Genomic DNA, 22,621 nt, shown 5'->3' with positions numbered 1-22,621 from the left:
CATGACCGACGACTACGCGAACGCCGCAGCCGCCACCGAAGAACGCAGCGCGCAGGCCGTGCCGGGTGCCGACGGCGCTCATTGCTACCAGTGGAACCTCACGAAGTCCGAACGCTGCGACCCCGTGACGCTGCGCTATCAGCCGGAGTACGTTCTGCCCATTGTTTTCGTGCCGGGCATCATGGGGAGCAACCTCAAGGGAAATGGCAACATCCACACTGGTAGCGCCCCTGTCTGGCGGCTGGATAACAGCCTTGGTGCACCTCTTGGTCTTCTCTTCGACAAGATTAAAGAGGGGCCGGGCAAGCGGCAGAAATTGCTGCATCCTGATCGGACAGTGGTAGACCCCGGGGGGGCGGTGCCATCCAACGCTGTTGGCAGCATTGCCAATCGTGACGAATACATCGCGCGAGGCTGGGGTGAGGTCGGTGAAGGCAGCTACCACAGTTACCTCAAGTTCCTTGAGGAGGAACTCAACGGCAAGCCCGACGCCAATGGGGTTCGTAAGCCCAACGCGACAAATGTCATTCGACAGTTGCTCGAGGGGCGCAAAAAAAATGACCCCGGTAAGAACATTTGGACGCCACTGCGCTGCTTCGAAGAGCCCACGGAAGACGAATTGAAGGCGCTGGCGCGGTGCCGCATGCCAGTGTATGCCTGTGGTTACAACTGGCTGGATGACAACAAGATCGCCGCCAAGCTGCTGCTGAAACGCATCAAAGAGGTGATCGCCCGCAACCACACACAAAAGATCGAATGCAAGCAGGTGATGATCATCACTCACTCCATGGGCGGGTTGGTATCGCGTGCCTGCGCCAAGCTGGATGGCGCCGAAAAGCTCATCGCCGGCATCATCAACGGCGTCATGCCTGCCAACGGCGCAGCCGTGGCTTACCGCCGCTGTAAGGTTGGCATGTGGGATGAATCTGTCAAAGCCTCGCTGGTCATCGGCACCACCGGCCGGCAAGTCACGGCCGTGTTCGCGCAGGCGCCGGGCGCGCTGGAACTGCTCCCCACGCAGAATTACTCCAATGACAACAAAGACAACAATGACAACAAATGCAACAAAGACAACAAAGACAACAAAGACAACAAATACAACAGAGGTTGGTTAGAGGTCCATGGCCCAGATGGCAAATCGATTGCAGCGACCTTGCCTGCCACAGATCCATACGAGGAAATCTACAAACGGAATGACCGTTGGTGGGCGCTCGTTAAGGAAGAGTGGCTAACGCCCAGCGGCGGGGTTCCCATTTCTTGGGGCGACTATCTGGATTTTCTTGAAACGGCAAAGAAATTCCATACAACCCTAACCTCACAGGACTATCACCAGCACACTCACGCCTTTTTTGGCGATGCCGACAAAAAAGGTGAGACCAGGAGCTTCGAACGGGTGACTTGGAAAATGACAAAGGGCCACCGGCAACCGCTTGGAGGGACCAAAGCGCCAACACCGGCGCAGGTGTATGAGATGTCGGCGCAGGAGGTGCGCATGACAGGCTCCAACCCCGAGCGTGTGGGCGGTGAACGCGTCATCAACGCTGAAACCAACACACTTGACTACGAGACCAGCTCTTGGGATTTGGCCGCAGCCGGGCAAGACGGATCTGGCGATGGCACGGTGCCCGCATCTTCAGGCCGCGCGCCCCTTGATTGCGCCAAGGTCCTGCAAGTTTTCAAGATCAAGGGTGTTGAACACGAACCGGCCTACAAAGACGACACAGTTCAAAAACTGTCGCTGTACTCCCTGTGCAAACTGGTTTCCAAGTCCGACAAGCCTGCCGCAGTCAAACCTTGAAGGCTCCAGATGAATTCCTTGCGTGCCCTGTACCGGACAGCCGCAATGCTGCTTGCCGCCAGCGCGTTAGCCTGCACCGCGGTGGCCTCTTCAACATACACCCTCACCACCATGAACCCTATCGCGAGCGAACGCCAGACCCACTGCATGGGGCGCTACCTGATCGACCTGCCAAAGGGCTTTAGCTTGCAAACGGGAGGTTGGGGCAATATTGAGCTGTACTACGGGCTGGACAAGAATTTCAAGCGCGTCTATGCAACTGTCAGAAGCGAGCTCTACACCCCTGATGCGTTTGTGAAAGCTGTGCGGGCACGTCGTGACGAGTTGCAAGGCGCTGTCAATGAGGAAGCCAAGGGGCCGATGTTGCTCAAGACAGAGCAGTTGGGTGAATACGCCGTCATGTTGCGACGGCATGACAAAGAGCTTTACGAGGGCGCAATCAGAAGCGAGGTGCATCAACTTGTGGGACAACGGTACGTTATCTTTGACGAGAAGTCTTATGTGCCCGAGAGCATGGCACTTGGAGACACACCGAATAAATACACTCACGTCAACACAGGGCCCACCGAGGAACGCTTGAGGATGATCTCCAAACGACTGTTGCCTTATATCGATGCAACAGGTGCACCGGCGGGCTTCTGCCAGCAGGGCGTGGTATTCAATGTTGGACAGGACGACGAGGTCAGCAGCTTCCGCTTCTTCGACGAATCCCGTCCCGATGTGCATGTTGAGGTGGACTACCACGCCGTCACTGGACAGCCTGGCGAACCGTTGTTTGATCGCGGCAGCGCCGTGGCCGATCAGCGCATCCTGGCCCTGTTCAACAAAGCCGGCGGTGTCACGCTACGCAAACGTGAAACGATGCTGGGCGGCATGCCTGCGCAGGAGCTTCTGGACAAGCTTTCTCGGCCGATCGTGCAGCATCTTTTCAACATCGAAACGCGTACAGCCAAGCAATCGCTGCAACAGCCCACCCTGTCGCTGAAAATTCTCACCGGCCAGACCAACGGCGTGCCTCAGGACAAGCAGACGTCTTCCAGCCTCTCCGATGACCAAGTGATACAGCTGTGGGATGGCATCGTGCGATCGGTGCGCCCGCGTACACCAGTGTCAGTCAGCACGTCGCTGAGCTGCCGACCGGGCGAACCCTGCCCCCTGAGCGGTATCTGGAAAGCAGTCGCGGCCTCGCACACTCCCATGGACTTCCAGTGGATGCATCAAGGCCGCGACCGGGGTGTCGTAGCAGTTCGGCAGGGCGAAAGCATGCCTGCCATTCCGCGCGCCTCGACGCAGGAACAGGGCTCTTGGGAATGGCAGCTGGCCAGTGCGAGCGGTGGGCGTCAATGACAGACAAACGCCAGGTCAATTTGAGGTCTGGGGCCGGCACGTTCTGACCAATAGCTCCGCTCAGCCGTAACTTGCAAAAGTAGCCATGCGACCGGGACATGCTCCGCGCGTGCCCATCAACGCCCGCAATGCCCTCAAGGGTTCGCCGCCGGCTTCCCCGCCTGCACCATCCGCATCGCCGAAGCAATCAACGCCGCCGTCTCCGTCATGTTGCTCGGCACGATCAAAGTTGACGTCGCATCAGACGCAACCTTGCTGTAAGCATCAATAGCCCGCTCCGCGACCTTCAACTGCACCGCCTGTTCCCCCGCCGGCTGCCGAATCGCCGCCGCCACCAGTTCAATCGCCGCAGCCGTCGCCTGCGCCACCGCGGTGATCGCCCCGGCCTCACCCTGCGCGTTGTTGATCTGCGACTGCTTCTGACCCTCCGAGCGCGCAATCAATGCTTCACGCTCCCCGGTCGCGATGTTGATCTGCTCCTGGCGCCGGCCTTCCGAAGCCGCAATCAACGCACGCTTCTCCCGCTCAGCCGTGATCTGCCGCTGCATCGCCTGCAGGATCTCCTTGGGCGGCGTCAAATCCTTGATCTCGTAACGCAGCACCTTCACGCCCCAGTTCAAGGCCGCCTCGTCGATGGCCGCCACCACTTGCGCATTGATGATGTCGCGCTCCTCAAAGGTCTTGTCCAGCTCCAGCTTGCCGATCACGCTGCGCAGCGAGGTCTGCGCGAGTTGCGTCACCGCCACGATGTAGTTGGACGAGCCGTAGCTCGCGCGCATCGGGTCGGTCACCTGGAAATAAAGGATGCCGTCCACCTGCAGCTGCGTGTTGTCGCGCGTGATGCAGATCTGGCTCGGTACGTCGAGCGGGATCTCCTTCAGGCTGTGCTTGTAGGCCACCTTGTCGATGAAAGGGATGAGGAAGTTCGGCCCCGGCGACATGGTGCCGTTGTACTTGCCCAGGCGTTCGCGCACCCAGGCGTTTTGCTGCGGCACGAACTTGACCGACTGGCTGATGAAGATGATGGCGATGACCAGAATGACCGCTGCGACTTCCATGGTTTGCTTCCCCTCGGTGGTTGGATTTTTCAGATCTTGTCGACGACGAGCCGGTTGCCGACGACCTCGGCGACGCGGTGCAGGCCCGTGGTGGGCGAGTTGCCGGCGCGAGGGATGGCGGTCCATTGCGCGCCGCGGTAGCGAACCATGGCGGTGCCGTCGGGGTTCCACGCCTCGACCATCACGCTTTCGCCAATGTCCAGGTTGACGTTGCGATTCGCGCCCGCCGGGGGTTCCGCCGGACGCCGGCGGCGGATGAGGTACCAAGTCAGCACTGCGCCGACGCCGATCACCGCCGCGACGACCAGCTGGGTCGTGAAGCTCGCCCCGGCGTGGGCGGACAAGGCTGCCGCGGCAAAACCCGCGCTCAGCAGCAGCAGGTAGATCGTGCCCGACATCAACTCGAGAATGATCGCGCCGCCTGCGATCAGCCACCAGACGGTGGAATCTGCCATGAGGTCTCCCAAAGGGTGGATGGCGCCGATTCTGCGTCAAAAAACCCGGGTCCCGCAGCCACTCCCGAATCGCTGTGCATGTCGGGAACGCAACTTATTCAGCGCCCCTTCACGCGCCTTCATCTGAATTCCTTACACTTCCGCCCTCATTTGTCAGTTCGGAGCCTCCTCCATGAAATTCCGCTTCCCGATCGTCATCATTGACGAGGACTTCCGCTCCGAAAACACTTCGGGGCTGGGCATCCGTGCCCTGGCGCAGGCCATCGAGGCCGAGGGCTTCGAGGTGCTGGGCGTCACCAGCTACGGCGACCTGAGCCAGTTCGCCCAGCAGCAAAGCCGCGCCAGCGCTTTCATCCTGTCGATCGACGATGAGGAATTCACCGTCGGCCCCGACCTCGACCCCGCCGTGCTCAACCTGCGCAGCTTCATCGAGCAGGTGCGCCGCAAGAACGCGGAGGTGCCGATCTACATCTACGGCGAGACCAAGACTTCGCGCCACATCCCCAACGACATCCTGCGCGAGTTGCACGGCTTCATCCACATGTTCGAGGACACGCCGGAGTTCGTTGCGCGCCACATCATCCGCGAGGCCAAGAGCTACCTGGAAGGCGTGCAGCCGCCGTTTTTCCGCGCGCTGATCGACTACGCGGAAGACGGTTCCTACTCGTGGCACTGCCCTGGGCACTCGGGTGGCGTGGCCTTCCTGAAGAGTCCGGTCGGCCAGATGTTCCACCAGTTCTTCGGCGAGAACATGCTGCGCGCCGACGTCTGCAACGCGGTGGAAGAACTCGGCCAACTGCTGGACCACACCGGCCCGGTGGCGGCGAGCGAGCGCAATGCGGCGCGCATCTTTAATGCCGACCATTGCTTCTTCGTGACCAACGGCACCAGCACCAGCAACAAGATGGTGTGGCACCACACGGTGGCGCCGGACGATGTGGTGGTGGTGGACCGCAACTGCCACAAGTCGATCCTGCACGCGATCATCATGACGGGCGCGATTCCCGTGTTCATGAAGCCCACGCGCAACCACTTCGGCATCATCGGCCCGATTCCCAAGAGCGAGTTCGAGCCGGCGCAGATCAAGGCCAAGATCCGGGCGAATCCGCTGCTGGCGCACGTGGACGCCGACACCGTCAAGCCGCGCGTCATGACGCTGACCCAGTCGACCTACGACGGCGTGATCTACAACACCGAGACCATCAAGAAGATGCTTGACGGCTACGTGGACACGCTGCACTTCGACGAGGCATGGCTGCCGCACGCGGCCTTCCACCCGTTCTACGGCACCTATCACGCCATGGGCAAGCGCCGTGAGCGGCCGAAGGAGTCGCTGGTGTTTGCCACGCAATCCACGCACAAGCTGCTGGCCGGCATCAGCCAAGCCAGCCACGTGCTGGTGCAGGATTCGCAGAACCGCGCGCTCGACCGCGACCTGTTCAACGAGGCGTACCTGATGCATTCGTCGACCAGCCCGCAGTACGCCATCATCGCCAGCTGCGACGTGGCCGCCGCGATGATGGAGCCGCCCGGCGGCACCGCGCTGGTGGAAGAAAGCATTCTGGAAGCGCTGGACTTCCGCCGCGCCATGCGCAAGGTCGAGGCCGAGTTCGGCAAGGACGAATGGTGGTTCAAGGTGTGGGGCCCCGAGAAGCTCGTCGACGAAGGCATCGGCCGCGCAGACGACTGGATCATCAAGGGCGAGGCGCGCACCGCCAAGTGGCACGGCTTCGGCAACCTGGCCGACGGCTTCAACATGCTCGACCCGATCAAGTCGACCATCGTCACGCCGGGGCTGGACCTGAACGGAAAGTTTGCCAAGAGCGGGATTCCCGCGAGCATCGTCACCAAGTTCCTGGCCGAGCACGGCGTGATCGTGGAGAAGACGGGGCTCTACAGCTTCTTCATCATGTTCACCATCGGCATCACCAAGGGCCGCTGGAACACGCTGCTCACGGCCTTGCAGCAGTTCAAGGACGACTACGCGCGCAACCAGCCGATGTGGCGGATCCTTCCGGAGTTCTGCCAGGCGCACCCCGGCTACGAGCGCCTGGGCCTGCGCGACCTGTGTCAGCACGTGCATGAGCTTTATGCGCGCTACGACGTGGCGCGGCTGACCACCGAGATGTACCTGAGCGATCTCACGCCCGCCATGAAGCCGAGCGACGCCTATGCGCACATCGCGCACCGCAAGACCGAGCGGGTGGAAATCGACCAGCTGGAAGGGCGCATCACGACCAGCCTGATCACGCCGTACCCACCGGGCATTCCGCTGCTCATTCCGGGGGAAGTGTTCAACAAGAAGATCGTGGACTACCTCAAGTTCGCAAGGCAGTTCAACATCGAGTGCCCTGGCTTCGAGACAGACATCCACGGCCTCGTGGCGCGGCACGACGAGGCCGGCAAGCTGCGCTACTACGCGGATTGCGTGCGGCAGGAGAACGCGTAAGCGCGGCTCAGGCCAGGCGCAGCAGCATCACCCCGGCCACGATGATCGTCGTGCCGATGGCGCGCTGCCACCCGAAGGCTTCGCGCAGGAAGAGGGTGCCGATGAGCGCGGCGAAGAGCACCGAGGTCTCGCGCAGTGCCGCGACCGTGGCCACCGGCGCCCGTGTCATCGCCCACAGCGCGATGCCATAGGAGCCCAGTGACGCGGCGGTGCCGACGATGGCAATGGGCCAGCGGCCCTTCATGTACGTGAAGGCGGCGCCGCGCCGGCCGGGGCGGCGCCAGAGCACCAGCAGCATGAACGGGATCCCGTCGAAGACGAAGAGCCCCGCCACGTAGGCGGCGGCGTCTCCCGAGACGCGCACGCCGATGCCGTCGATCACCGTGTAGAGCGCGATGATGGCGGCGTTGGCCAGCGCGAATCCCAGCGCCTTGCTTCGATTGGCCTCGCTGCCGATGTGCATGGCCGAGCGCGACAGGCCCAGCGTGACGACGCCGACGCAGAGCAGGGCCACGCCAGCCCACGCCATTGCCCCCAGCCGCTCGCCGATGAAGGCCAGGCTGCCCAGGGCCACGAGCAGCGGCGCGCAGCCCCGCATCAGGGGGTAGGTGAGGCCCAGGTCGCCGTACTTGTAGGCGCCGGCCAGCGCCACGTAGTAGCCCAGGTGAATCACCAGCGACGCCACCATGTACGGCCACGCGCTGCGTTCGGGCAGGCCGGTGTGCATCAGGATCGGAATGGCGATGAAGACGCCCAGGCTGTGGACGAGCGCCGTGTCCAGCGACTTGTCCTGCCCGGACTTGATGAGCGCATTCCACCCGGCGTGCAGCAGCGCGCCGAAGAGCACGGCCAGGACGACGGGGCCGGTCAACGCCACGTCGGCTACGCGAGCATGCAGCGCTGTGCGCGCGCCAGGAAATGTGACAGCGGCGGCGTCTCGCGATCCGCTTCCTTGGCCAGGTCGTCCCACAGGCGAAGCTGGACGGCCTCGCTCGCATGCGGCTTCGCGATGAAGCGTTGCGCCTCCTCCGGCGAAAAGATGCCTCCCTGCAATTCAAGGCTGCGTTTGGAGTCCTCCGAGAGAGCGGCCCAATAGTTGGCACGTGTGGCGCAGAGGTAGCGCTTGGCATCCACATGCCACTGGATGGCGGAGAGCACACGCTCGCCGAACACGCCGCGCAAGAAGGGAATCGCAAAGTACTGGTGCAGGTCGTCGATGCCGCGCAGGCTGGGCGATTCGCCCTGTTCGTTGAGCAGGTGGCCGAGGTCGTGGAGCAGGGCGGCCGTTACCAGTTCGTCGTCGGCACCTGCCAGTTCGGCGCGCTGGGCCGATTGCAGGGCGTGTTCGAGCTGCGAGACTGGCTCGCCGCTGTATTGCTCGCCGCCACGGCGCGCGAAAAGCGTTTCGATATCCGGAATGGTCAATGCCATGTTGTGCCTCAGGCTTCGGCCCGCGCGGCTTGCCCGGCCTCGTCGGCCAACCGGGCTTGCGCAGCGGGATGCTTTTTCTGGTGGTTGCTGAGCGTGCGCTCACGGCTGTTCATCACGTGCTGGAACATGGCCTGGCCGGCCGCCTCCGGGTCGCCCGCTGCGATGGCCTTGACGATCTGCCGATGCTCGCGCGAGTAGATCGCCATCGATTCGCGCGTCAGGTTCTGCCGGCGAAAAAGCGAAAGCTCGTTGACCAGCTTGCGGTAGGTGGCGGTGAGTTTCGCATTGTTGGCCAGCTCCAGCAGCCGGTCGTGGAACTGGAGATTGAAGCGGTGGTAGTCGTGCGGGTTGTCGGTCTTGCCAGCCTGGTCCATGGCGTCGACCAATTGGCGCAGTTCCTTGACCTGCGCCGGGGCGAGCCCTTGCGCCAGCTTGCGGCCGACGTACAGGTCCATCACGGCGCGAACCTCGAAGATCTCCAGGGCTTCCTCGACCGGCACGTCTCGCACGAACACCCCGCGATTCTTGATGGTGGTCACCAGCCCCGATTCCTCCAGCATCCGGAAGGCCTCGCGCACCGGACCGCGCGACACGCCGAGTTGATCGGCAAGCGTGGATTCGGTCAGCTTGGCGCCCGACGGCAGCTCGCCGTCCAGAATCATGCGTTCGAGCTCGGCCTGCACCAGGTTCGCCAATGAATTGCACTGAAGGTGTGCGATGGCGGGGTGGCTGGAAATTGTCTTGACCATGAAGTCCATCGTAGGTTGTCCGCCTCAGATTGTCTACGATTTACAAAAGACAATAGACGATCCGGCGATGCGGGCCCCGATTTTGCTTGAGGGATGTGTCACGAAGATGTCTTCTCGTGCAGCCACATTTCTTTACTTCAAGAACAGGAGCTCGTTCCATGACCTATGCGAAATCCATCGTGGCCACCATCCTCGGCGTGGCGTTTGCCGCCGGCGCCTGGGCGCAAAAAACCCAGCTGACCGTGTACACCGCGTTGGAAACCGATCAACTCAAGGCGTACCAGGAGGCCTTCAACAAGGTGCATCCGGAGGTCGACATCAAGTGGGTCCGTGACTCGACCGGCGTCGTCACGGCCAAACTGCTCGCCGAAAAGGCCAACCCGCAGGCCGACGTGATCTGGGGCGTGGCCGCCACGAGCCTGGCGCTGTTCGAGCGCAACGGCATGCTGGAGCCCTACGCGCCGTTGAACCTGGACGCGATCATGAGCCAGTACCGCGACAAGAAGTCGCCGCCCGCCTGGTGGGGCATGGACGTGTTCGGCGCCGTGGTGTGCTTCAACACCGTCGAGGCGAAGAAGAAGAACATCCCCATCCCGACGACCTGGAAAGACCTGACCAAGCCGGAGTTCAAGGGCCAGGTCGTCATGCCCAACCCCGCATCGTCGGGCACCGGCTACCTGGACGTGGTGGCGTGGCTGCAGCTGTGGGGCGACGACGGCGGCAAGGGCGGTGGCTGGAAGTACATGGATGCGTTGCACGAAAACGTGGGCCAGTACACACACTCGGGCTCCAAGCCTTGCAACATGGCGGCGGCCGGTGAGTACGTGGCGGGCATCTCCTTCGAATACCGCGGCTACACCAACAAGGCCAAGGGTGCGCCGATCGAACTCGTGTTCCCCAAGGAAGGACTGGGCTGGGACCTGGAAGGCTTCGCGATCTACAAGGGCACGAAAAAGCTGGAGGCCGCGAAGAAACTCGCCGACTGGGCGTCGTCCAAGGATGCGATGGTGCTCTACGGCAAGAACTTCGCGATCACCGCGCAGCCGGGCGTGGCGCCCAAGCTGCCCAACATTCCGGATGACTACGAGGCGCGTCTGATCAAGCTCAACTTCGACCAAGCCGCCGCAGGCCGCGACCGCACGCTGGCCGAATGGTCCAGGCGCTACGACGCGAAGTCCGAGAAACGGCCCGCCCCCTGACCGGAGGGCTGCCGCAATGAGCGACGCGAACTACCTCAGCCTGCGGGGCATCCAGAAGCGCTTCGGCGCCTTCACGGCACTGGAGAACATCGACCTGACGATCCGCCGCGGCGAGTTCGTCTGCTTCCTGGGGCCCTCGGGCTGCGGCAAGACGACCTTGCTGCGAATCATCGCGGGGCTCGAGACGCAGACGGCCGGCAAGATCGTGCAGGACAGCCGCGACATCTCGGTGCTGCCGCCGGCCGGTCGTGACTACGGGATCATGTTCCAGTCGTACGCGCTGTTTCCCAACCTCACGGTCGCGGGCAACGTGGCCTATGGCCTGGTCAACCGGAAGCAGACACGGGCGCAGGTGGCGCCGCGCGTGGAAGAGTTGTTGCGGCTCGTCGGCCTTCCGGGCAGCGGCGCCAAGTACCCGGCGCAAATGTCCGGCGGCCAGCAACAGCGCATTGCCCTGGCGCGCGCATTGGCGACCTCGCCCGGGCTCTTGCTGCTGGACGAGCCGCTGTCGGCGCTCGACGCCATCGTGCGCGTGCACCTGCGCAACGAGATTCGCTCGCTGCAGCGCAAGCTCGGCGTGACGACCATCATGGTCACGCATGACCAGGAAGAGGCGCTGTCGGTCGCCGATCGCATCGTCGTGATGAACCAGGGCGTGATCGAACAGGTGGGCACGCCCATGGAGGTGTATCGCGAGCCTGCGACGCCTTTCGTTGCCGGCTTTGTCGGCAAGGTGAATCGCCTGAAGGCCACTGCGGAGGGCGACAGTTGGTACCGGTGTGGCGACAAGCGACTGCACTGCGCGCCGGGCGCCGGTGCGGACTTCCAGCCGGGCAGGGAGGTCGCGCTCTATCTGCGTCCGGAAGACCGGGTCGTCGATGGCGTTCGGGACGACGACCCGATGCGCTGCGCCGGCACGGTTCGCCACGTGGAGTTCCTGGGCGGCAACTGCCTGGCCGAAGTATCGGTCGAGGGCATTCCCGACCAGCCGGTGCAACTGCAGTTCTCGCTCAACCAGATGAGCGAGTTCGATGTGCACGAGGGCGGAACGGTGCGCTTTGCGTTGCGAGCCGACCGCTTGCGCGTGTTTCCAGCGGCCGCGGCGTGAGTGCCTGTCAACAAATGAACGAGGTCGCCTCACAACCATTGCTTGCCGCCGCCAGACCTTCGGCGCTGAAGCAGCGCGTGCACTGGACCGACCGGCTGGGCCATCTGGGCCTGCTCGGCATCGCTGTGCTGCTCTTGTTGGGGCTGGTAGCGCCGCTGTTGCTGATCCTGTCGAAGGCGCTCGATGGCGAGGGCGGCGGCTTGCACGCGTTCGGGGCCTACCTTGCGTCGCCGGCCTTGCTCCAGAGCCTCTGGCACAGCGTCTGGGTCTCGATGCTGGTGACGCTCATCGTCGTGCCGCTGGCCTTCACATTCGCCTACGCGCTCACGCGCAGTTGCATGCCGTTCAAGGGGCTCTTCAGGACGATCAGCTTGCTGCCCTTGCTGGCGCCGTCGCTGTTGTCGGCCATCTCGCTGATCTACTGGTTCGGCAATCAGGGCGTGGCCAAGGACTTCTGGCTGTCGCTCGGCTTCGACGGCATCTACGGTGCGCCGGGCATCGTGCTGGCCGAATGCTTCGCGACCTTTCCGCACACTTTGATGATCCTGGTGACGGCTTTGACGCTGGCTGACGCACGCTTGTACGAGGCCGCGGACGCCATGGGAACGCGCACGCTGCGCAAGTTCTTCACCATCACGCTGCCGGGCGCCAAGTACGGATTGATCTCGGCGGCCTTGGTCACCTTCACGCTGGTCATCACGGACTTCGGCGTGCCCAAGGTGGTTGGCGGCAATTTCAACGTGCTGGCCACCGACGTGTTCAAGCTGGTGATCGGCCAGCAGGACTTCCAGCGCGGAGCCGTGGTGGCCCTGCTTCTCCTGACGCCGGCGGCGCTCACCTTCGGCATCGACTGGTTCGTGCAGCGCAAGCAAAGCGCGGCACTGTCGGCGCGGGCCGTCGCGTTGGTGCCCAGGCGATCGACGCGCTTCGATGCGGCGATGACGCTCTACTGCATGGCGATCGCAGGGCTGATGCTGGCGGTGTTCTTCATGGCGGTGTTCGCATCCTTTGCCAAGCTGTGGCCCTACAACCTGACACCGAGCCTGACGCACTACGTCTCCGGCCTTGTCGATGCGGAGCTGGGGAGTGCGCTGGTCAACAGCGTCAAGCTGGCGGCGGCGACGGCCTTCTTCGGGACCATCATCGTCTTCATTGGCGCGTACCTCCTGGAAAAGACGCGTGGGCTGGATGGCGTGCGGCCGCTCATCCGTCTGATGGCGATGCTGCCGATGGCGGTGCCCGGACTGGTGCTCGGCCTGGGCTTCATCTTTTTCTTCAATGCGCCGGCCAACCCGCTGAACTTTCTCTATCAGACGATGAGCATCCTCGTGGTGTGCACCATCGTCCACTTCTACACCACCGGGCACCTGACGATGGTGACGGCGCTCAAGTCCATCGACGGGGAGTTCGAGGCGGTGTCGGCCTCGCTGAAGGTGCCGTTCTACAAGACCTTCTGGCGCGTGACGCTGCCGATCTGCCTGCCGACGCTGCTGGACGTTTCGCGCTACTTCTTCATCAACGCCATGACGACGATTTCGGCGGTGGTGTTTCTCTATTCGCCGGATACGAAGCTGGCATCGGTCGCCATCCTCAACCTGGACGAAGCCGGTGACACCGGGCCCGCCGCGGCGATGGCCGTGCTCATTGCCGGCGTGTCGACGTTGGTGACCTTGCTCTACCTCGCGCTTGGCAAGTGGCTCGACTTGCGTACACAGGCGTGGCGCGCGCCGAGCCGCTGAGCCTCCTTCATCCACACATGACAGACAAGTCTTTCGACCTCATCGTCGTCGGTGCCGGCATCGTCGGGCTGGCCCATGCGTACACCGCCGCGCTGCGCGGCCTCAAGGTGTGCGTGGTGGAGCGCGATGCTGCCTGTGTCGGCGCGTCGATCCGCAACTTCGGCTTCATCACGGTGACGGGGCAGGGCGCAGGCGACACCTGGCGCCGCGCCCGTCGCTCGCGCGAGATATGGGGCGACGTCGCGCCTGCCGCCGGGATTGCCACCTTGCACCAGGGTCTCTGGCTCACGGCCTTTCGCCCGCAGGCGCTGGAAGTGCTCAAGGAGTTCATGGCGACGCCGATGGGCGAGGGTTGCCGTTTGCTCGATGTCGATGAAGCTGCCCAACGCGCGCCGGTGCTGCAACTTGATGGCGCTCAGGGAGTGCTCCACAGCCCGCACGAGATGCGTGTCGAGTCGCGCACGGCGATCGGCCTGCTGGCCCGCTGGCTTGCCGAGGACATGGACGTGACCTTTCGCTTTGGCGAGGCGGTGCTTGAAGTCGCGACGCCGCGCGTACGTACATCCCGCGCCGTGCTGCACGCAGAACGCGTGGCCGTGTGCACCAACACCGACCTGAACGGGCTCTTTGCCGAGCGCCTGACCTCGCATCAATTGCGCCTTTGCCTCCTGCACATGTTGCGCGTGCAGCCGGAGCCGGGGTTCACGTTGCCGGGCTCGGTCATGGCCGACCTGAGCCTGGTGCGCTACCACGGCTACAGCCAGTTGCCCGCCGCGCAGAAACTGCTGACGCAGATTCGTGCCGAGGAAGGCGAGTCGCTGGACAACGGCATCCATCTCATCGTGGTGCAAAGCGCCGACGGCTCGCTGGTGGTTGGGGACTCGCACCATTACGGCGCTGCGCCCGAGCCGTTTGCGGACCAGCGCGTGGACGAACTCATACTCGAGCACCTGCACAAGACGCTCAAGCTCCAGCAGTGCCGCGTGAGCGAACGCTGGGTCGGTATCTATCCGTCCTCGGCCACGACGGACTGCCTCATCGACTCGCCCGACGACGCAACGCGCCTGGTGCTCGTGACCAGTGGCACTGGCGCGAGCACGGCATTCGGCATTGCCGAAGACGTTTTTGCCGCGTGGTAGCGGCCAACTCAATTCAGACTCGCATGACAACCCAACCCACCCGACTCCGCGCCGTCGTCTTCGACTGGGCCGGCACCATCATCGACTTCGGCTCCTGCGCGCCGATGGGCGCTTTCGTGAAGCTGTTTCGCCAGTTCGAGATCGCGATCAGCATCGACGATGCGCGCGGCCCGATGGGCATGGCCAAGTGGGACCACATCAAGGCGCTGGGCAAGCTGCCGCACGTTGCCGAGCAGTGGGAGGCGCGCTACGAAAGGCCTTTTGACGACGCCGACGTCGATCGCCTCTACGAGATCTTCACGCCGATGAACGCGGCCATCGTCGCCGACTTTGCGGACTTCATTCCCGGTGCGGTGGAAGTGGTCGATGCGCTGCGGGCGCGGGGGCTCAAGATCGGCTCTACCACCGGCTACAACCGCCCGATCATGGAGATCGTCACGCCCATTGCCGCGGCCGGCGGCTATGCACCGGACAACCTCGTGTGCGCGGGCGACCTGGCCGAGGGCCGTCCCGGTCCGTTGATGATGTATCGCACCTTCGCGGATCTCGGGGTGTGGCCGCCGTTATCGGTGGTCAAGGTAGACGACACGGGCGTGGGCATCGAGGAAGGCATCCACGCAGGCACCTGGACCGTGGGGCTGGCCGTCAGTGGAAACGCCGTCGGCATGCCTCTTGCGGATTGGCAGGCGCTCGACACGGGGCGGCAGCAGGCGCTGCGTGAAGCGGCCACGGAGAAACTCAAGGCGTCGGGTGCCCACTTCGTCATCGACAGCGTGGCCGACTTGCTGCCGGTGCTCGACGAGATCGAGACCCGACTGCGCCGGGGCGAGCAGCCCTGAACCTGCGTAACGGGGAAGCGTCACGCGCCGAGATCGGGGCGCACTCGCATGAAGCGCGCAAAGCGGGGCACGCCGCTGGCGTTGGTGCCGTTGTAGCGGTAGGTAATCCATGTGCCGATGGCCGGCGGCGCATCGCGCTCGGCATCGGTCAGTCCGCTGCCGAGCTTGAAGCGTCGGCCTTCCGGCGATTCGACCATCAGGGCGCCCACGCGGCCCGTCAGGCGCCCCTTGCCAGGCACATGGGCGACGACCTTCGCCTCCGCGTCCTCGAAGGGCTTGACCTTGAGCAGGTCGGCATTGCGTTCGCCGCGATAGAGCGACGCGCCACGGTGCAGCATCAGGCCTTCACCGCCGATGCGGATGGTCTTGTCGAGCAGCGCCTGCAGGTCTTCGGCCGTGGTTGCGCGCTGCTGCGCGACGGGCACGACCCACGGGGCCGAAGGAATGGGAAGAAGCTTGCGCAGTGCGGCGAGGCGCTCCGTGAAGGGCCCCGGCTGGGCGGGCATGTCGAACACCATGAAGCGCATCTCGTGCCATGCGTTGTCGCTCGGCGTCTGGCTGCGCACGGTCGACATGGCCCGCGCGAATTGCCCGCGACCGGCCCACAGTTCGCCGTCGAGCGGCACATTGGGAAGGTTGACCGTGAACCAGTCCGGCGCCACCACCGGCTCACCGCCGCGCGTGCGGAAGCGCTTGCCGTCCCAGTAGCCGCGAACGCCGTCGAACTTCTCGCTGACCCAGTAGTCGTCCAGCGGCATGCCGGGCCGGTAGACCTCGGCCTGCATCAGCGACGGTGGGGCCTCGCGGGCAAATATTGCAGGCGCGCACGCGCACAGCCATCCAGCGAGCAACAAGGTTCGACGATTCAACATTTCAAGGGGAGGGGAGTTCAGGGAAAGGCGGCCCGCGCCCGGTTGATCCGGAGCGGGCAGGCTTTCAAACGGACGACCGCCCTGAACGGTCGACACGCTTTGCCGAGAGTACGGGTTTACTCTGCCATGCCGCCGACGACCTGGCTGAAGCCGCCGTCGACATAGGTGATTTCTGCGGAAACGCCGCTGGCCAGATCGCTCAGCAGGAAGGCCGCCACATTGCCCACCTCGTCGATGGTCACGTTGCGTCGGATCGGCGACACGTCCGCCACGGCGGACAACATCTTGCTGAAGCCCTTGATGCCGCTGGCCGCCAGCGTCTTGATGGGACCGGCGCTGATGCCGTTGACGCGCATGCCCTTGGGCCCCAGCGACTCGGCCAGGTAGCGCACCGATGCCTCCAGCGAGGCCTTGGCCAGGCCCATGGTGTTGTAGTTGGGCAGCGCGCGCAAGGAGCCCAGGTAGGTCAGTGTCAGCAAGGCCGACTTGTCGTTGAGGTAGGGCAAGGCTGCCTTGGCCATGGCCGGGAAGCTGTAGGCGCTGATGTCATGCGCCACCTTGAAGCCTTCGCGCGAGAGGCCATCCAGGAAGTCGCCGGCAATCGCTTCGCGCGGTGCGAATCCGATGCTGTGCACGAAGCCGTCGAACCTGGGCCAAGTCTGCGAAAGGTCCGCAAAGAGCTTGTCGATCTGGGCGTCGTCGCCCACGTCGCAATCAAAGACCAGCTTCGAATCGAAGTCGGCCGCGAACTCGGTGATGCGGTCCTTGAAGCGCTCGCCCACATAGCTGAACGCGAGTTCGGCACCCTGTGCGTGGCATGCCTTGGCGATGCCGTAGGCAATCGAGCGATTGCTCAGCACGCCCGTGATGAGGAGTTTTTTGCCGGCGAGGAAGCCCATATCAATACCCTTCGGGATGGTCCCGTGAAAATTCCTGGGCGAGAATTCTCGCATGCGAGGTTGGCTGCTACTGTTCTTGGCGCTCTCGGCGGCTCCCTCATGGGCCGCCCATGCGTACGCGCAATTCGGCGACATCAAGTATCCGCCGGGCTTCACGCACTTCGACTACGTGAATCCGGACGCGCCCAAGGGCGGCGAGATCCGCATGGTGCCGCCCACCCGGCCCACCAATTTCGACAAGTTCAATCCCTTCACCCTCAAGGGCACGGCGCCGGCCGGCCTCGGTGGGCTGATGTTCGAAAGCCTGCTCGTCGGCAACTCCGAGGAGCCCACCACCGCCTATGGCCTGCTTGCCGAGGACGTGGAAGTGGCGCCGGACCGCAAGTCCGCCACCTTCAGGATCAACCCGAAGGCGCGCTTCAACGACGGCACGCCCGTGCTTGCGGCCGATGTGGTGCATTCCTTCACCATGCTCAACGGCCCGCTCGCGGCACCGCAGTTTCGAACCATCTTCGTCGAGGTGCAACGCGCGGTGGCGGTGAGTGAGCGCACCGTCCGTTTCGATTTCGCAAGCCCCAACCGCGAACTGCCGCTGGTCGTGGGCGGCATGGCCGTCTTCAGCCGGGCCTGGGGCGGCGGCAAACCCTTCGACCAGATCACCAGCGACGTGCCCATCGCGTCCGGCCCCTACAAGCCGGCGCGCGCTGGCCTGGGCCGCGACATCACCTATGTGCGCGACCCGAAGTACTGGGGCGCTGACTTGCCGGTGCGCAAAGGGCAGTTCAACTTCGACCGCGTCACGTACAAAATCTATCTGGACGACACCTCGCGCTTCGAGGGCCTGAAGGCCAATGAGTTCGACTTCATGCGCGAGTTCACGTCGCGCAATTGGGCGCGCCAGTACACGGGCAAGCAGTTCACCTCCGGCGAAATCAGGAAGCAGGCATTCCTGAACCACAACCCCGGCGACTTCCAGGGCTACGTGTTCAACGTGCGCAGTCCCAAGTTCAAGGACGTCCGGGTGCGCCAGGCGATCGGCCTCGCGATGGACTTCGAATGGCTCAACAAGCAGCTCTTCTATGGGTTGTACAAACGCGTCGAAGGCTACTTTCCGAACAGCGAATTCCACGCGGAAGGCTTACCCAAGCCGGATGAACTGGCCCTGCTCGAACCGCTGCGCAGCCAGCTTCGGCCCGAGGTGTTCGGCCCGGCCGTGATCTCGCCCAGCACTGCACCGCCGGGCAGCCTGCGCGAGAACCTGCGCAAGGCGAGGGCGCTGCTCGAGCAGGCGGGGTGGACCTATCGCGACGGTGCCTTGCGCAACGCGAAGAACGAGCCTTTCACCATCGAGTTCCTGAACGACCAGCCCTCGATCATCCGGGTGGCGACACCGTTCCAGACCGCGCTGCAAAAGCTCGGCATCGTGATGACCTTCCGCACGGTCGACTTCTCGCTTTCGCAGCAGCGCATGGACAACTTCGAGTTCGAGATGACCACGCTGCGCTTGCCCGGCAGTACGGCGCCGGGGGGTGAATTGCTCGAGCTGTATGGCTCGAAAGCGGCCGAGACCAAGGGCTCCAACAACATCTGGGGCATTGCCGATCCGGCTGTCGATGCGATTCTCCAGAAGGTGGTGGGCGCGACCACGCGGCCCGAACTCGGTGCCGCCATGCGGGCGCTCGACCGCGTGCTCTCGCACGGGTACTACTCGGTGCCCCAGTACTATGGCGACGCTTTCCTGATCGGCTACCGGCCGCGACCCTTCGTGCTGCCACCCACTGTTCCGCCGTACTACCAGCCCGACCCGTGGGCATTGAGTACCTGGTGGGCGTCCCCATCCAACAAATAACCGATGGCCAGCTACATCCTCAAACGCTTGCTGCTGATGGTCCCCACGTTGCTGGGGGTGCTGCTTGTCACTTTTGCGGTGATCCAGTTCGTGCCCGGCGGTCCCGTCGAGCAGATGGTGGCGCAATTGCAGGGGCGAGACTCTGGCGGCGAGCGCGCTGCCACCAGCGGCGCCGGTTACCGCGGCCGACAAGGGCTGGACGAAAAGCGCATCGAGGAAATCAAGCAGCTCTACGGCTTCGACAAGCCGGCGCATGAGCGCTTCTGGCAGATGCTGAAGTCCTTCGCACGCTTCGACCTGGGCCAAAGCTTCTACCAGCGCAAGGCGGTGTGGGAACTGGTCAAGGAGAAGCTGCCGGTGTCCATCAGCCTGGGCTTGTGGACCTTCTTCATCAGCTACCTCATCGCCGTGCCGCTGGGGGTGGCGAAGGCGGTGAGGGCGGGCTCGCGCTTCGATTTCGTCACGACGCTGGTCGTGCTCATCGGCTACGCCATACCGGGCTTCGTGCTTGGTGTCGCCTTGCTGGTGGTGTTTGGCGGGCAACTGCAGTGGTTTCCGCTGCGGGGGCTGACCTCGTCGAACTGGGAGACCTTGAGTTGGGGCGCCAAGGTGGTCGACTACCTCTGGCACATCGCCTTGCCCGTCACGGCGATGGTGCTGGGCAGCTTCGCCGTCACGGCCATGCTGACAAAGAATTCCTTTCTCGAAGAGATCCGCAAGCAGTACGTGCTGACCGCGCGCGCCAAGGGCCTGGAGGAGCGGCAGGTGCTGTGGAAGCACGTGTTCCGCAACGCGCTCATTCCCATCATCACCGGCTTTCCGGCGGCCTTCATCGGTGCCTTCTTCACAGGCTCCCTTCTCATCGAGACGCTGTTCTCGCTTGATGGGCTGGGCTTGCTGAGCTACGAAAGCGTGATCCGGCGCGACTACCCGGTGGTGCTGGGCACGCTTTATCTCTTCACCCTGATCGGACTCGTGACCAAGCTCATTTCCGACCTCTGCTACGTCTGGGTAGATCCTCGTGTCAAGTTCGACTAGCCCGACGCCCACTTCGTTGAGCCCGGGCAAGCGCGCCTGGCTGCGCTTCAAGCGCAACCGGCTGGGCTTCTGGAGCTTCCTGATCTTCTGCACGCTGGTCGTGCTGAGCCTGTTCGCGGAGGTGCTGTCCACCGACAAGCCGCTCGTCGTGCGCTACGAGGGCACGACCTACTTCCCCATCCTGCGGGACTATTCCGAGAAGACTTTCGGCGGCGACTTCGAGACGCCGGCTGACTACCTCGACCCCTTCATCCGCGAACGCATCACGCAGGGCGGCAACTGGGCAATCTACGCGCCCAATCCCTACGGGCCGAAGACGCTCAACTATTTCGCGACCTCGCCGAACCCGGCCGCACCGTCGCGCGAGAACATCTTCGGCAGCGACGACCGCGGACGCGACCTGCTGGCGCAACTCATCTACGGCTTCCGGGTGAGCGTGCTGTTTGCGCTGGCGCTGACCTTCATCGGCGTGGTGCTCGGGGTGATCACTGGTGCCATCCAGGGCTTCTTTGGCGGCAAGACCGACCTGGCGTTCCAGCGCTTCATCGAGATCTGGGGTTCGATGCCCGAGCTGTATTTGCTCATCATCTTCAGCGCGGTGTTTGCGCCGAGCGTGGCCCTGCTGCTGATCTTGCTGAGCCTGTTCGGCTGGATGGGGCTGTCGGACTACGTGCGCGCCGAGTTCCTGCGCAACCGGCAGATGGACTATGTGCGTGCGGCCCGTGCGCTGGGCGTGGGGAACATGCAGATCATGCGGCGCCACATCCTGCCCAACAGCATGACGCCGGTCGTGACCTTCCTGCCCTTTCGCATGAGCGCCGCCATCCTGGCGCTGACTTCGCTCGACTTCCTGGGGCTGGGCGTGCCGCCCGGCACGCCGTCGCTGGGCGAACTGCTGAGCCAGGGCAAGGCCAATATCGATGCATGGTGGATTTCGCTGTCGACCTTCGGCGTGCTGGTCGTCACGCTGATGCTCCTCACCTTCATGGGCGACGCCTTGCGCGACGCGCTCGACCCCCGAAAGGCCGACAAATGACGCTGCTCGATGTGCAGGGCCTGCGCGTGGCCTTCGGCGGCAAGGAGGTCGTCCACGGCGTCGACTTCCGGATCGCGCGGGGCGAGAAGCTGGCGCTGGTGGGCGAATCGGGTTCGGGCAAGACGGTGACGGCGCTGTCGCTGCTGCGTCTGGTGCAGAACGCCGACGTCACCGGCGTGGCGCGCTTTGCAGGCGAGGGCGCCAACGCGCCGGATCGCGACCTGCTCGCCTTGTCCGAGCGCGAGATGCGCGGCGTGCGCGGCAAGGAGATCGCGATGATCTTCCAGGAGCCGATGACGGCGCTCAACCCGCTGTACCCCGTCGGCGAACAGATCGCCGAAGTGCTGGAACTCCATGAAGCCCTGTCCGCCCGCGCGGCGCGCGAAGCAGCGATCCAGCTGCTGGCGGAGACGGGCATCCCGGACCCGCAACGCCGGGCGGGCGCCTTTCCGCATCAGCTCTCGGGCGGTCAGCGGCAGCGCGCCATGATTGCGATGGCGCTGGCATGCAAGCCGCGCCTGCTGCTGGCCGATGAGCCGACCACGGCCCTCGACGTCACGTTGCGCACGCAGATCCTCGACCTCCTCGACGCGTTGCAGCGCAAGCACGGCATGGCGTTGTTGCTCATCACGCACGACCTGAATCTGGTGCGTCGCTTTGCCGATCGCGTGGCGGTCATGGAAAACGGAGACATCGTGGAGCATGGGCCAGTCGCCACCGTCTTCGACGCGCCCCGGCATCCGTACACACGCAAGCTGATCGACAGCCGGCCCACGCGCGATGTCCCGGCCGTGACCGCGCCAGGCGCCGCGCCCGTGCTGGAAGCGAAAGCGTTGCGGGTGAGCTATCCGGTGGCCCGCCCGGGCATCGTCGGCTGGTTCAGCAAGGGCGAGTTCGTGGCCGTGCAGGGCGCCGACCTGCGCATTGCGCCGGGGGAAACGCTGGGCATCGTGGGCGAGTCCGGCTCGGGCAAGTCCACGCTGGCGCTGGCCGCGTTGGGTTTGCTTCCGCACGGCGGCCAACTGCGCGTCGGCGGGCAGATGTGGACGCGTGGCGCCACGGACCGCGCGATGCGGCGCGTCGTGCAGGTGGTCTTCCAGGATCCGTTTTCGTCTCTTTCGCCGCGCATGACGATCGAGGAAATCGTGGGAGAGGGGCTAGCGGTGCACGCGCCTGAACTCGATGCCGCCAGGCGCCGCCAGCGCGTGGCGACGGCGCTGGCCGACGTGGGCATGGACGAATCCCAGTTCCCGGGTCTGCTCGGACGCTACCCGCACGAGTTCTCCGGCGGCCAGCGGCAGCGCATCGCCATTGCGCGCGCGCTCATCGTCGATCCGCAACTGCTCATCCTCGACGAACCCACCAGCGCGCTGGACGTCACCATCCAGAAGCAGGTGCTGGGCCTGTTGCAGCGCCTGCAACGCGAGCGTGGCCTGAGCTACCTGCTCATCACGCACGACGTGGAAGTGATCCGGGCCATGGCGCACCGGGTGCTCGTGATGAAAGACGGGGTCGTGCTCGAAGCCGGCGACGTCGAACAGGTGCTGGATGCGCCGCAAGACCCTTACACGCGCAAGCTCGTGGCCGCTGCCATGGCGGATTGAAAAAAGTCTTGT

19 protein-coding genes are annotated in these 22,621 nt (G+C 64.1%); 12 read left to right on the top strand and 7 right to left on the bottom strand.

Features of this window, described 5'->3' with window-relative positions; translation table 11 throughout:
* Position 1: 1 nt before the first annotated feature.
* Both QTI66_RS03460 and QTI66_RS03455 read left to right on the top strand, forming a co-directional pair.
* Positions 2-1,798, top strand: a complete 1,797-nt coding sequence (locus tag QTI66_RS03460; protein WP_286557514.1) for an esterase/lipase family protein — start codon at positions 2-4, stop codon at positions 1,796-1,798.
* Positions 1,799-1,843: 45 nt separating this feature from the next.
* Complete coding sequence (locus QTI66_RS03455) at positions 1,844-3,145, top strand: T6SS immunity protein Tli4 family protein (RefSeq protein ID WP_286557513.1); 1,302 nt, start codon at positions 1,844-1,846, stop codon at positions 3,143-3,145.
* Between the two features lie 134 nt (positions 3,146-3,279).
* Here the strand turns inward: QTI66_RS03455 and QTI66_RS03450 are convergent, their stop codons facing one another.
* Together QTI66_RS03450 and QTI66_RS03445 are read right to left on the bottom strand one after the other, a co-directional pair.
* Positions 3,280-4,203 (bottom strand): SPFH domain-containing protein, encoded by a 924-nt coding sequence (locus tag QTI66_RS03450; RefSeq protein WP_286557512.1) that lies wholly within the window; start codon positions 4,201-4,203, stop codon positions 3,280-3,282.
* Positions 4,204-4,232: 29 nt separating this feature from the next.
* The gene (locus QTI66_RS03445; RefSeq protein WP_286557510.1) at positions 4,233-4,658 is read right to left on the bottom strand and encodes an NfeD family protein; all 426 of its coding nucleotides are present in this window, start codon (positions 4,656-4,658) and stop codon (positions 4,233-4,235) included.
* A gap of 172 nt (positions 4,659-4,830) precedes the next feature.
* Here QTI66_RS03445 and QTI66_RS03440 point away from each other — a divergent pair, with 172 nt between their 5' ends.
* Positions 4,831-7,107, top strand: a complete 2,277-nt coding sequence (locus QTI66_RS03440) for an arginine/lysine/ornithine decarboxylase (protein WP_286557509.1) — start codon at positions 4,831-4,833, stop codon at positions 7,105-7,107.
* Positions 7,108-7,114: 7 nt separating this feature from the next.
* On the opposite strand, the gene QTI66_RS03435 is transcribed toward QTI66_RS03440, so the two are convergent.
* The 3 genes from QTI66_RS03435 to QTI66_RS03425 are packed head-to-tail and all read right to left on the bottom strand — an operon-like array spanning position 7,115 to position 9,287.
* Entirely contained in the window at positions 7,115-7,984 is an 870-nt protein-coding gene (locus QTI66_RS03435; protein WP_286557508.1) for an EamA family transporter, read from the bottom strand.
* Positions 7,985-7,989: 5 nt separating this feature from the next.
* Entirely contained in the window at positions 7,990-8,538 is a 549-nt protein-coding gene (locus QTI66_RS03430; RefSeq protein WP_286557507.1) for a phosphonate degradation HD-domain oxygenase, read from the bottom strand.
* A gap of 8 nt (positions 8,539-8,546) precedes the next feature.
* Positions 8,547-9,287, bottom strand: coding sequence for a phosphonate utilization associated transcriptional regulator (locus tag QTI66_RS03425; RefSeq protein ID WP_286557506.1), 741 nt, complete (start codon positions 9,285-9,287; stop codon positions 8,547-8,549).
* Positions 9,288-9,445: 158 nt separating this feature from the next.
* Here QTI66_RS03425 and QTI66_RS03420 point away from each other — a divergent pair, with 158 nt between their 5' ends.
* The 5 genes from QTI66_RS03420 to phnX are packed head-to-tail and all read left to right on the top strand — an operon-like array spanning position 9,446 to position 15,311.
* Entirely contained in the window at positions 9,446-10,486 is a 1,041-nt protein-coding gene (locus QTI66_RS03420; RefSeq protein WP_286557505.1) for a putative 2-aminoethylphosphonate ABC transporter substrate-binding protein, read from the top strand.
* Positions 10,487-10,502: 16 nt separating this feature from the next.
* Positions 10,503-11,594: a putative 2-aminoethylphosphonate ABC transporter ATP-binding protein gene (locus QTI66_RS03415; protein ID WP_286557504.1), complete on the top strand. Its 1,092-nt coding sequence runs from the start codon at positions 10,503-10,505 to the stop codon at positions 11,592-11,594.
* Between the two features lie 14 nt (positions 11,595-11,608).
* Complete coding sequence (locus QTI66_RS03410) at positions 11,609-13,333, top strand: putative 2-aminoethylphosphonate ABC transporter permease subunit (RefSeq protein WP_286557503.1); 1,725 nt, start codon at positions 11,609-11,611, stop codon at positions 13,331-13,333.
* A gap of 17 nt (positions 13,334-13,350) precedes the next feature.
* Positions 13,351-14,472, top strand: a complete 1,122-nt coding sequence (locus QTI66_RS03405; protein ID WP_286557502.1) for a TIGR03364 family FAD-dependent oxidoreductase — start codon at positions 13,351-13,353, stop codon at positions 14,470-14,472.
* A gap of 23 nt (positions 14,473-14,495) precedes the next feature.
* Positions 14,496-15,311: a phosphonoacetaldehyde hydrolase gene (gene phnX / locus QTI66_RS03400; RefSeq protein ID WP_286557501.1), complete on the top strand. Its 816-nt coding sequence runs from the start codon at positions 14,496-14,498 to the stop codon at positions 15,309-15,311.
* A gap of 20 nt (positions 15,312-15,331) precedes the next feature.
* On the opposite strand, the gene QTI66_RS03395 is transcribed toward phnX, so the two are convergent.
* Together QTI66_RS03395 and fabI are read right to left on the bottom strand one after the other, a co-directional pair.
* Positions 15,332-16,183: a DNA ligase gene (locus QTI66_RS03395; protein WP_286557500.1), complete on the bottom strand. Its 852-nt coding sequence runs from the start codon at positions 16,181-16,183 to the stop codon at positions 15,332-15,334.
* Positions 16,184-16,299: 116 nt separating this feature from the next.
* A complete protein-coding gene (gene fabI / locus QTI66_RS03390; RefSeq protein ID WP_286557499.1) occupies positions 16,300-17,082 on the bottom strand; it encodes an enoyl-ACP reductase FabI in 783 nt (260 codons plus the stop codon).
* A gap of 52 nt (positions 17,083-17,134) precedes the next feature.
* Between fabI and QTI66_RS03385 the strand changes: the two genes are divergently transcribed.
* Genes QTI66_RS03385 through QTI66_RS03370 form a run of 4 tightly spaced genes read left to right on the top strand, consistent with a single transcriptional unit; the run spans position 17,135 to position 22,609 of the window.
* A complete protein-coding gene (locus QTI66_RS03385) occupies positions 17,135-18,931 on the top strand; it encodes an extracellular solute-binding protein (RefSeq protein ID WP_286557498.1) in 1,797 nt (598 codons plus the stop codon).
* Between the two features lie 3 nt (positions 18,932-18,934).
* On the top strand, positions 18,935-19,969 hold the full coding sequence (locus QTI66_RS03380) for a microcin C ABC transporter permease YejB (RefSeq protein ID WP_286557497.1): 1,035 nt from the start codon (positions 18,935-18,937) through the stop codon (positions 19,967-19,969).
* The gene (locus QTI66_RS03375) at positions 19,953-21,005 is read left to right on the top strand and encodes an ABC transporter permease (protein WP_286557496.1); all 1,053 of its coding nucleotides are present in this window, start codon (positions 19,953-19,955) and stop codon (positions 21,003-21,005) included. The genes QTI66_RS03380 and QTI66_RS03375 overlap by 17 nt, the downstream gene beginning before the upstream one ends.
* Complete coding sequence (locus tag QTI66_RS03370; RefSeq protein WP_286557495.1) at positions 21,002-22,609, top strand: ABC transporter ATP-binding protein; 1,608 nt, start codon at positions 21,002-21,004, stop codon at positions 22,607-22,609. The genes QTI66_RS03375 and QTI66_RS03370 overlap by 4 nt, the downstream gene beginning before the upstream one ends.
* The last annotated feature ends 12 nt before the right edge of the window (positions 22,610-22,621 follow it).

The sequence above is a fragment of the Variovorax brevis genome (assembly GCF_030317105.1).
GTDB lineage: Bacteria > Pseudomonadota > Gammaproteobacteria > Burkholderiales > Burkholderiaceae_C > Variovorax > Variovorax brevis.
The sequence above is the reverse complement of the archived record's forward strand: the minus strand, read 5'-3'. Positions and strand labels throughout refer to the sequence as shown.

Coding starts and splice junctions, on each gene's coding strand:
- QTI66_RS03460 (WP_286557514.1), top strand. CDS start 2: ATGACCGACGACTACGCGAACGCCGCAGCCGCCACCGAAGAACGCAGC.
- QTI66_RS03455 (WP_286557513.1), top strand. CDS start 1,844: ATGCTGCTTGCCGCCAGCGCGTTAGCCTGCACCGCGGTGGCCTCTTCA.
- QTI66_RS03450 (WP_286557512.1), bottom strand. CDS start 4,203: ATGGAAGTCGCAGCGGTCATTCTGGTCATCGCCATCATCTTCATCAGC.
- QTI66_RS03445 (WP_286557510.1), bottom strand. CDS start 4,658: ATGGCAGATTCCACCGTCTGGTGGCTGATCGCAGGCGGCGCGATCATT.
- QTI66_RS03440 (WP_286557509.1), top strand. CDS start 4,831: ATGAAATTCCGCTTCCCGATCGTCATCATTGACGAGGACTTCCGCTCC.
- QTI66_RS03430 (WP_286557507.1), bottom strand. CDS start 8,538: ATGGCATTGACCATTCCGGATATCGAAACGCTTTTCGCGCGCCGTGGC.
- QTI66_RS03425 (WP_286557506.1), bottom strand. CDS start 9,287: ATGGTCAAGACAATTTCCAGCCACCCCGCCATCGCACACCTTCAGTGC.
- QTI66_RS03420 (WP_286557505.1), top strand. CDS start 9,446: ATGACCTATGCGAAATCCATCGTGGCCACCATCCTCGGCGTGGCGTTT.
- QTI66_RS03415 (WP_286557504.1), top strand. CDS start 10,503: ATGAGCGACGCGAACTACCTCAGCCTGCGGGGCATCCAGAAGCGCTTC.
- QTI66_RS03410 (WP_286557503.1), top strand. CDS start 11,609: ATGAACGAGGTCGCCTCACAACCATTGCTTGCCGCCGCCAGACCTTCG.
- QTI66_RS03405 (WP_286557502.1), top strand. CDS start 13,351: ATGACAGACAAGTCTTTCGACCTCATCGTCGTCGGTGCCGGCATCGTC.
- phnX (WP_286557501.1), top strand. CDS start 14,496: ATGACAACCCAACCCACCCGACTCCGCGCCGTCGTCTTCGACTGGGCC.
- QTI66_RS03395 (WP_286557500.1), bottom strand. CDS start 16,183: ATGTTGAATCGTCGAACCTTGTTGCTCGCTGGATGGCTGTGCGCGTGC.
- fabI (WP_286557499.1), bottom strand. CDS start 17,082: ATGGGCTTCCTCGCCGGCAAAAAACTCCTCATCACGGGCGTGCTGAGC.
- QTI66_RS03385 (WP_286557498.1), top strand. CDS start 17,135: ATGCGAGGTTGGCTGCTACTGTTCTTGGCGCTCTCGGCGGCTCCCTCA.
- QTI66_RS03380 (WP_286557497.1), top strand. CDS start 18,935: ATGGCCAGCTACATCCTCAAACGCTTGCTGCTGATGGTCCCCACGTTG.
- QTI66_RS03370 (WP_286557495.1), top strand. CDS start 21,002: ATGACGCTGCTCGATGTGCAGGGCCTGCGCGTGGCCTTCGGCGGCAAG.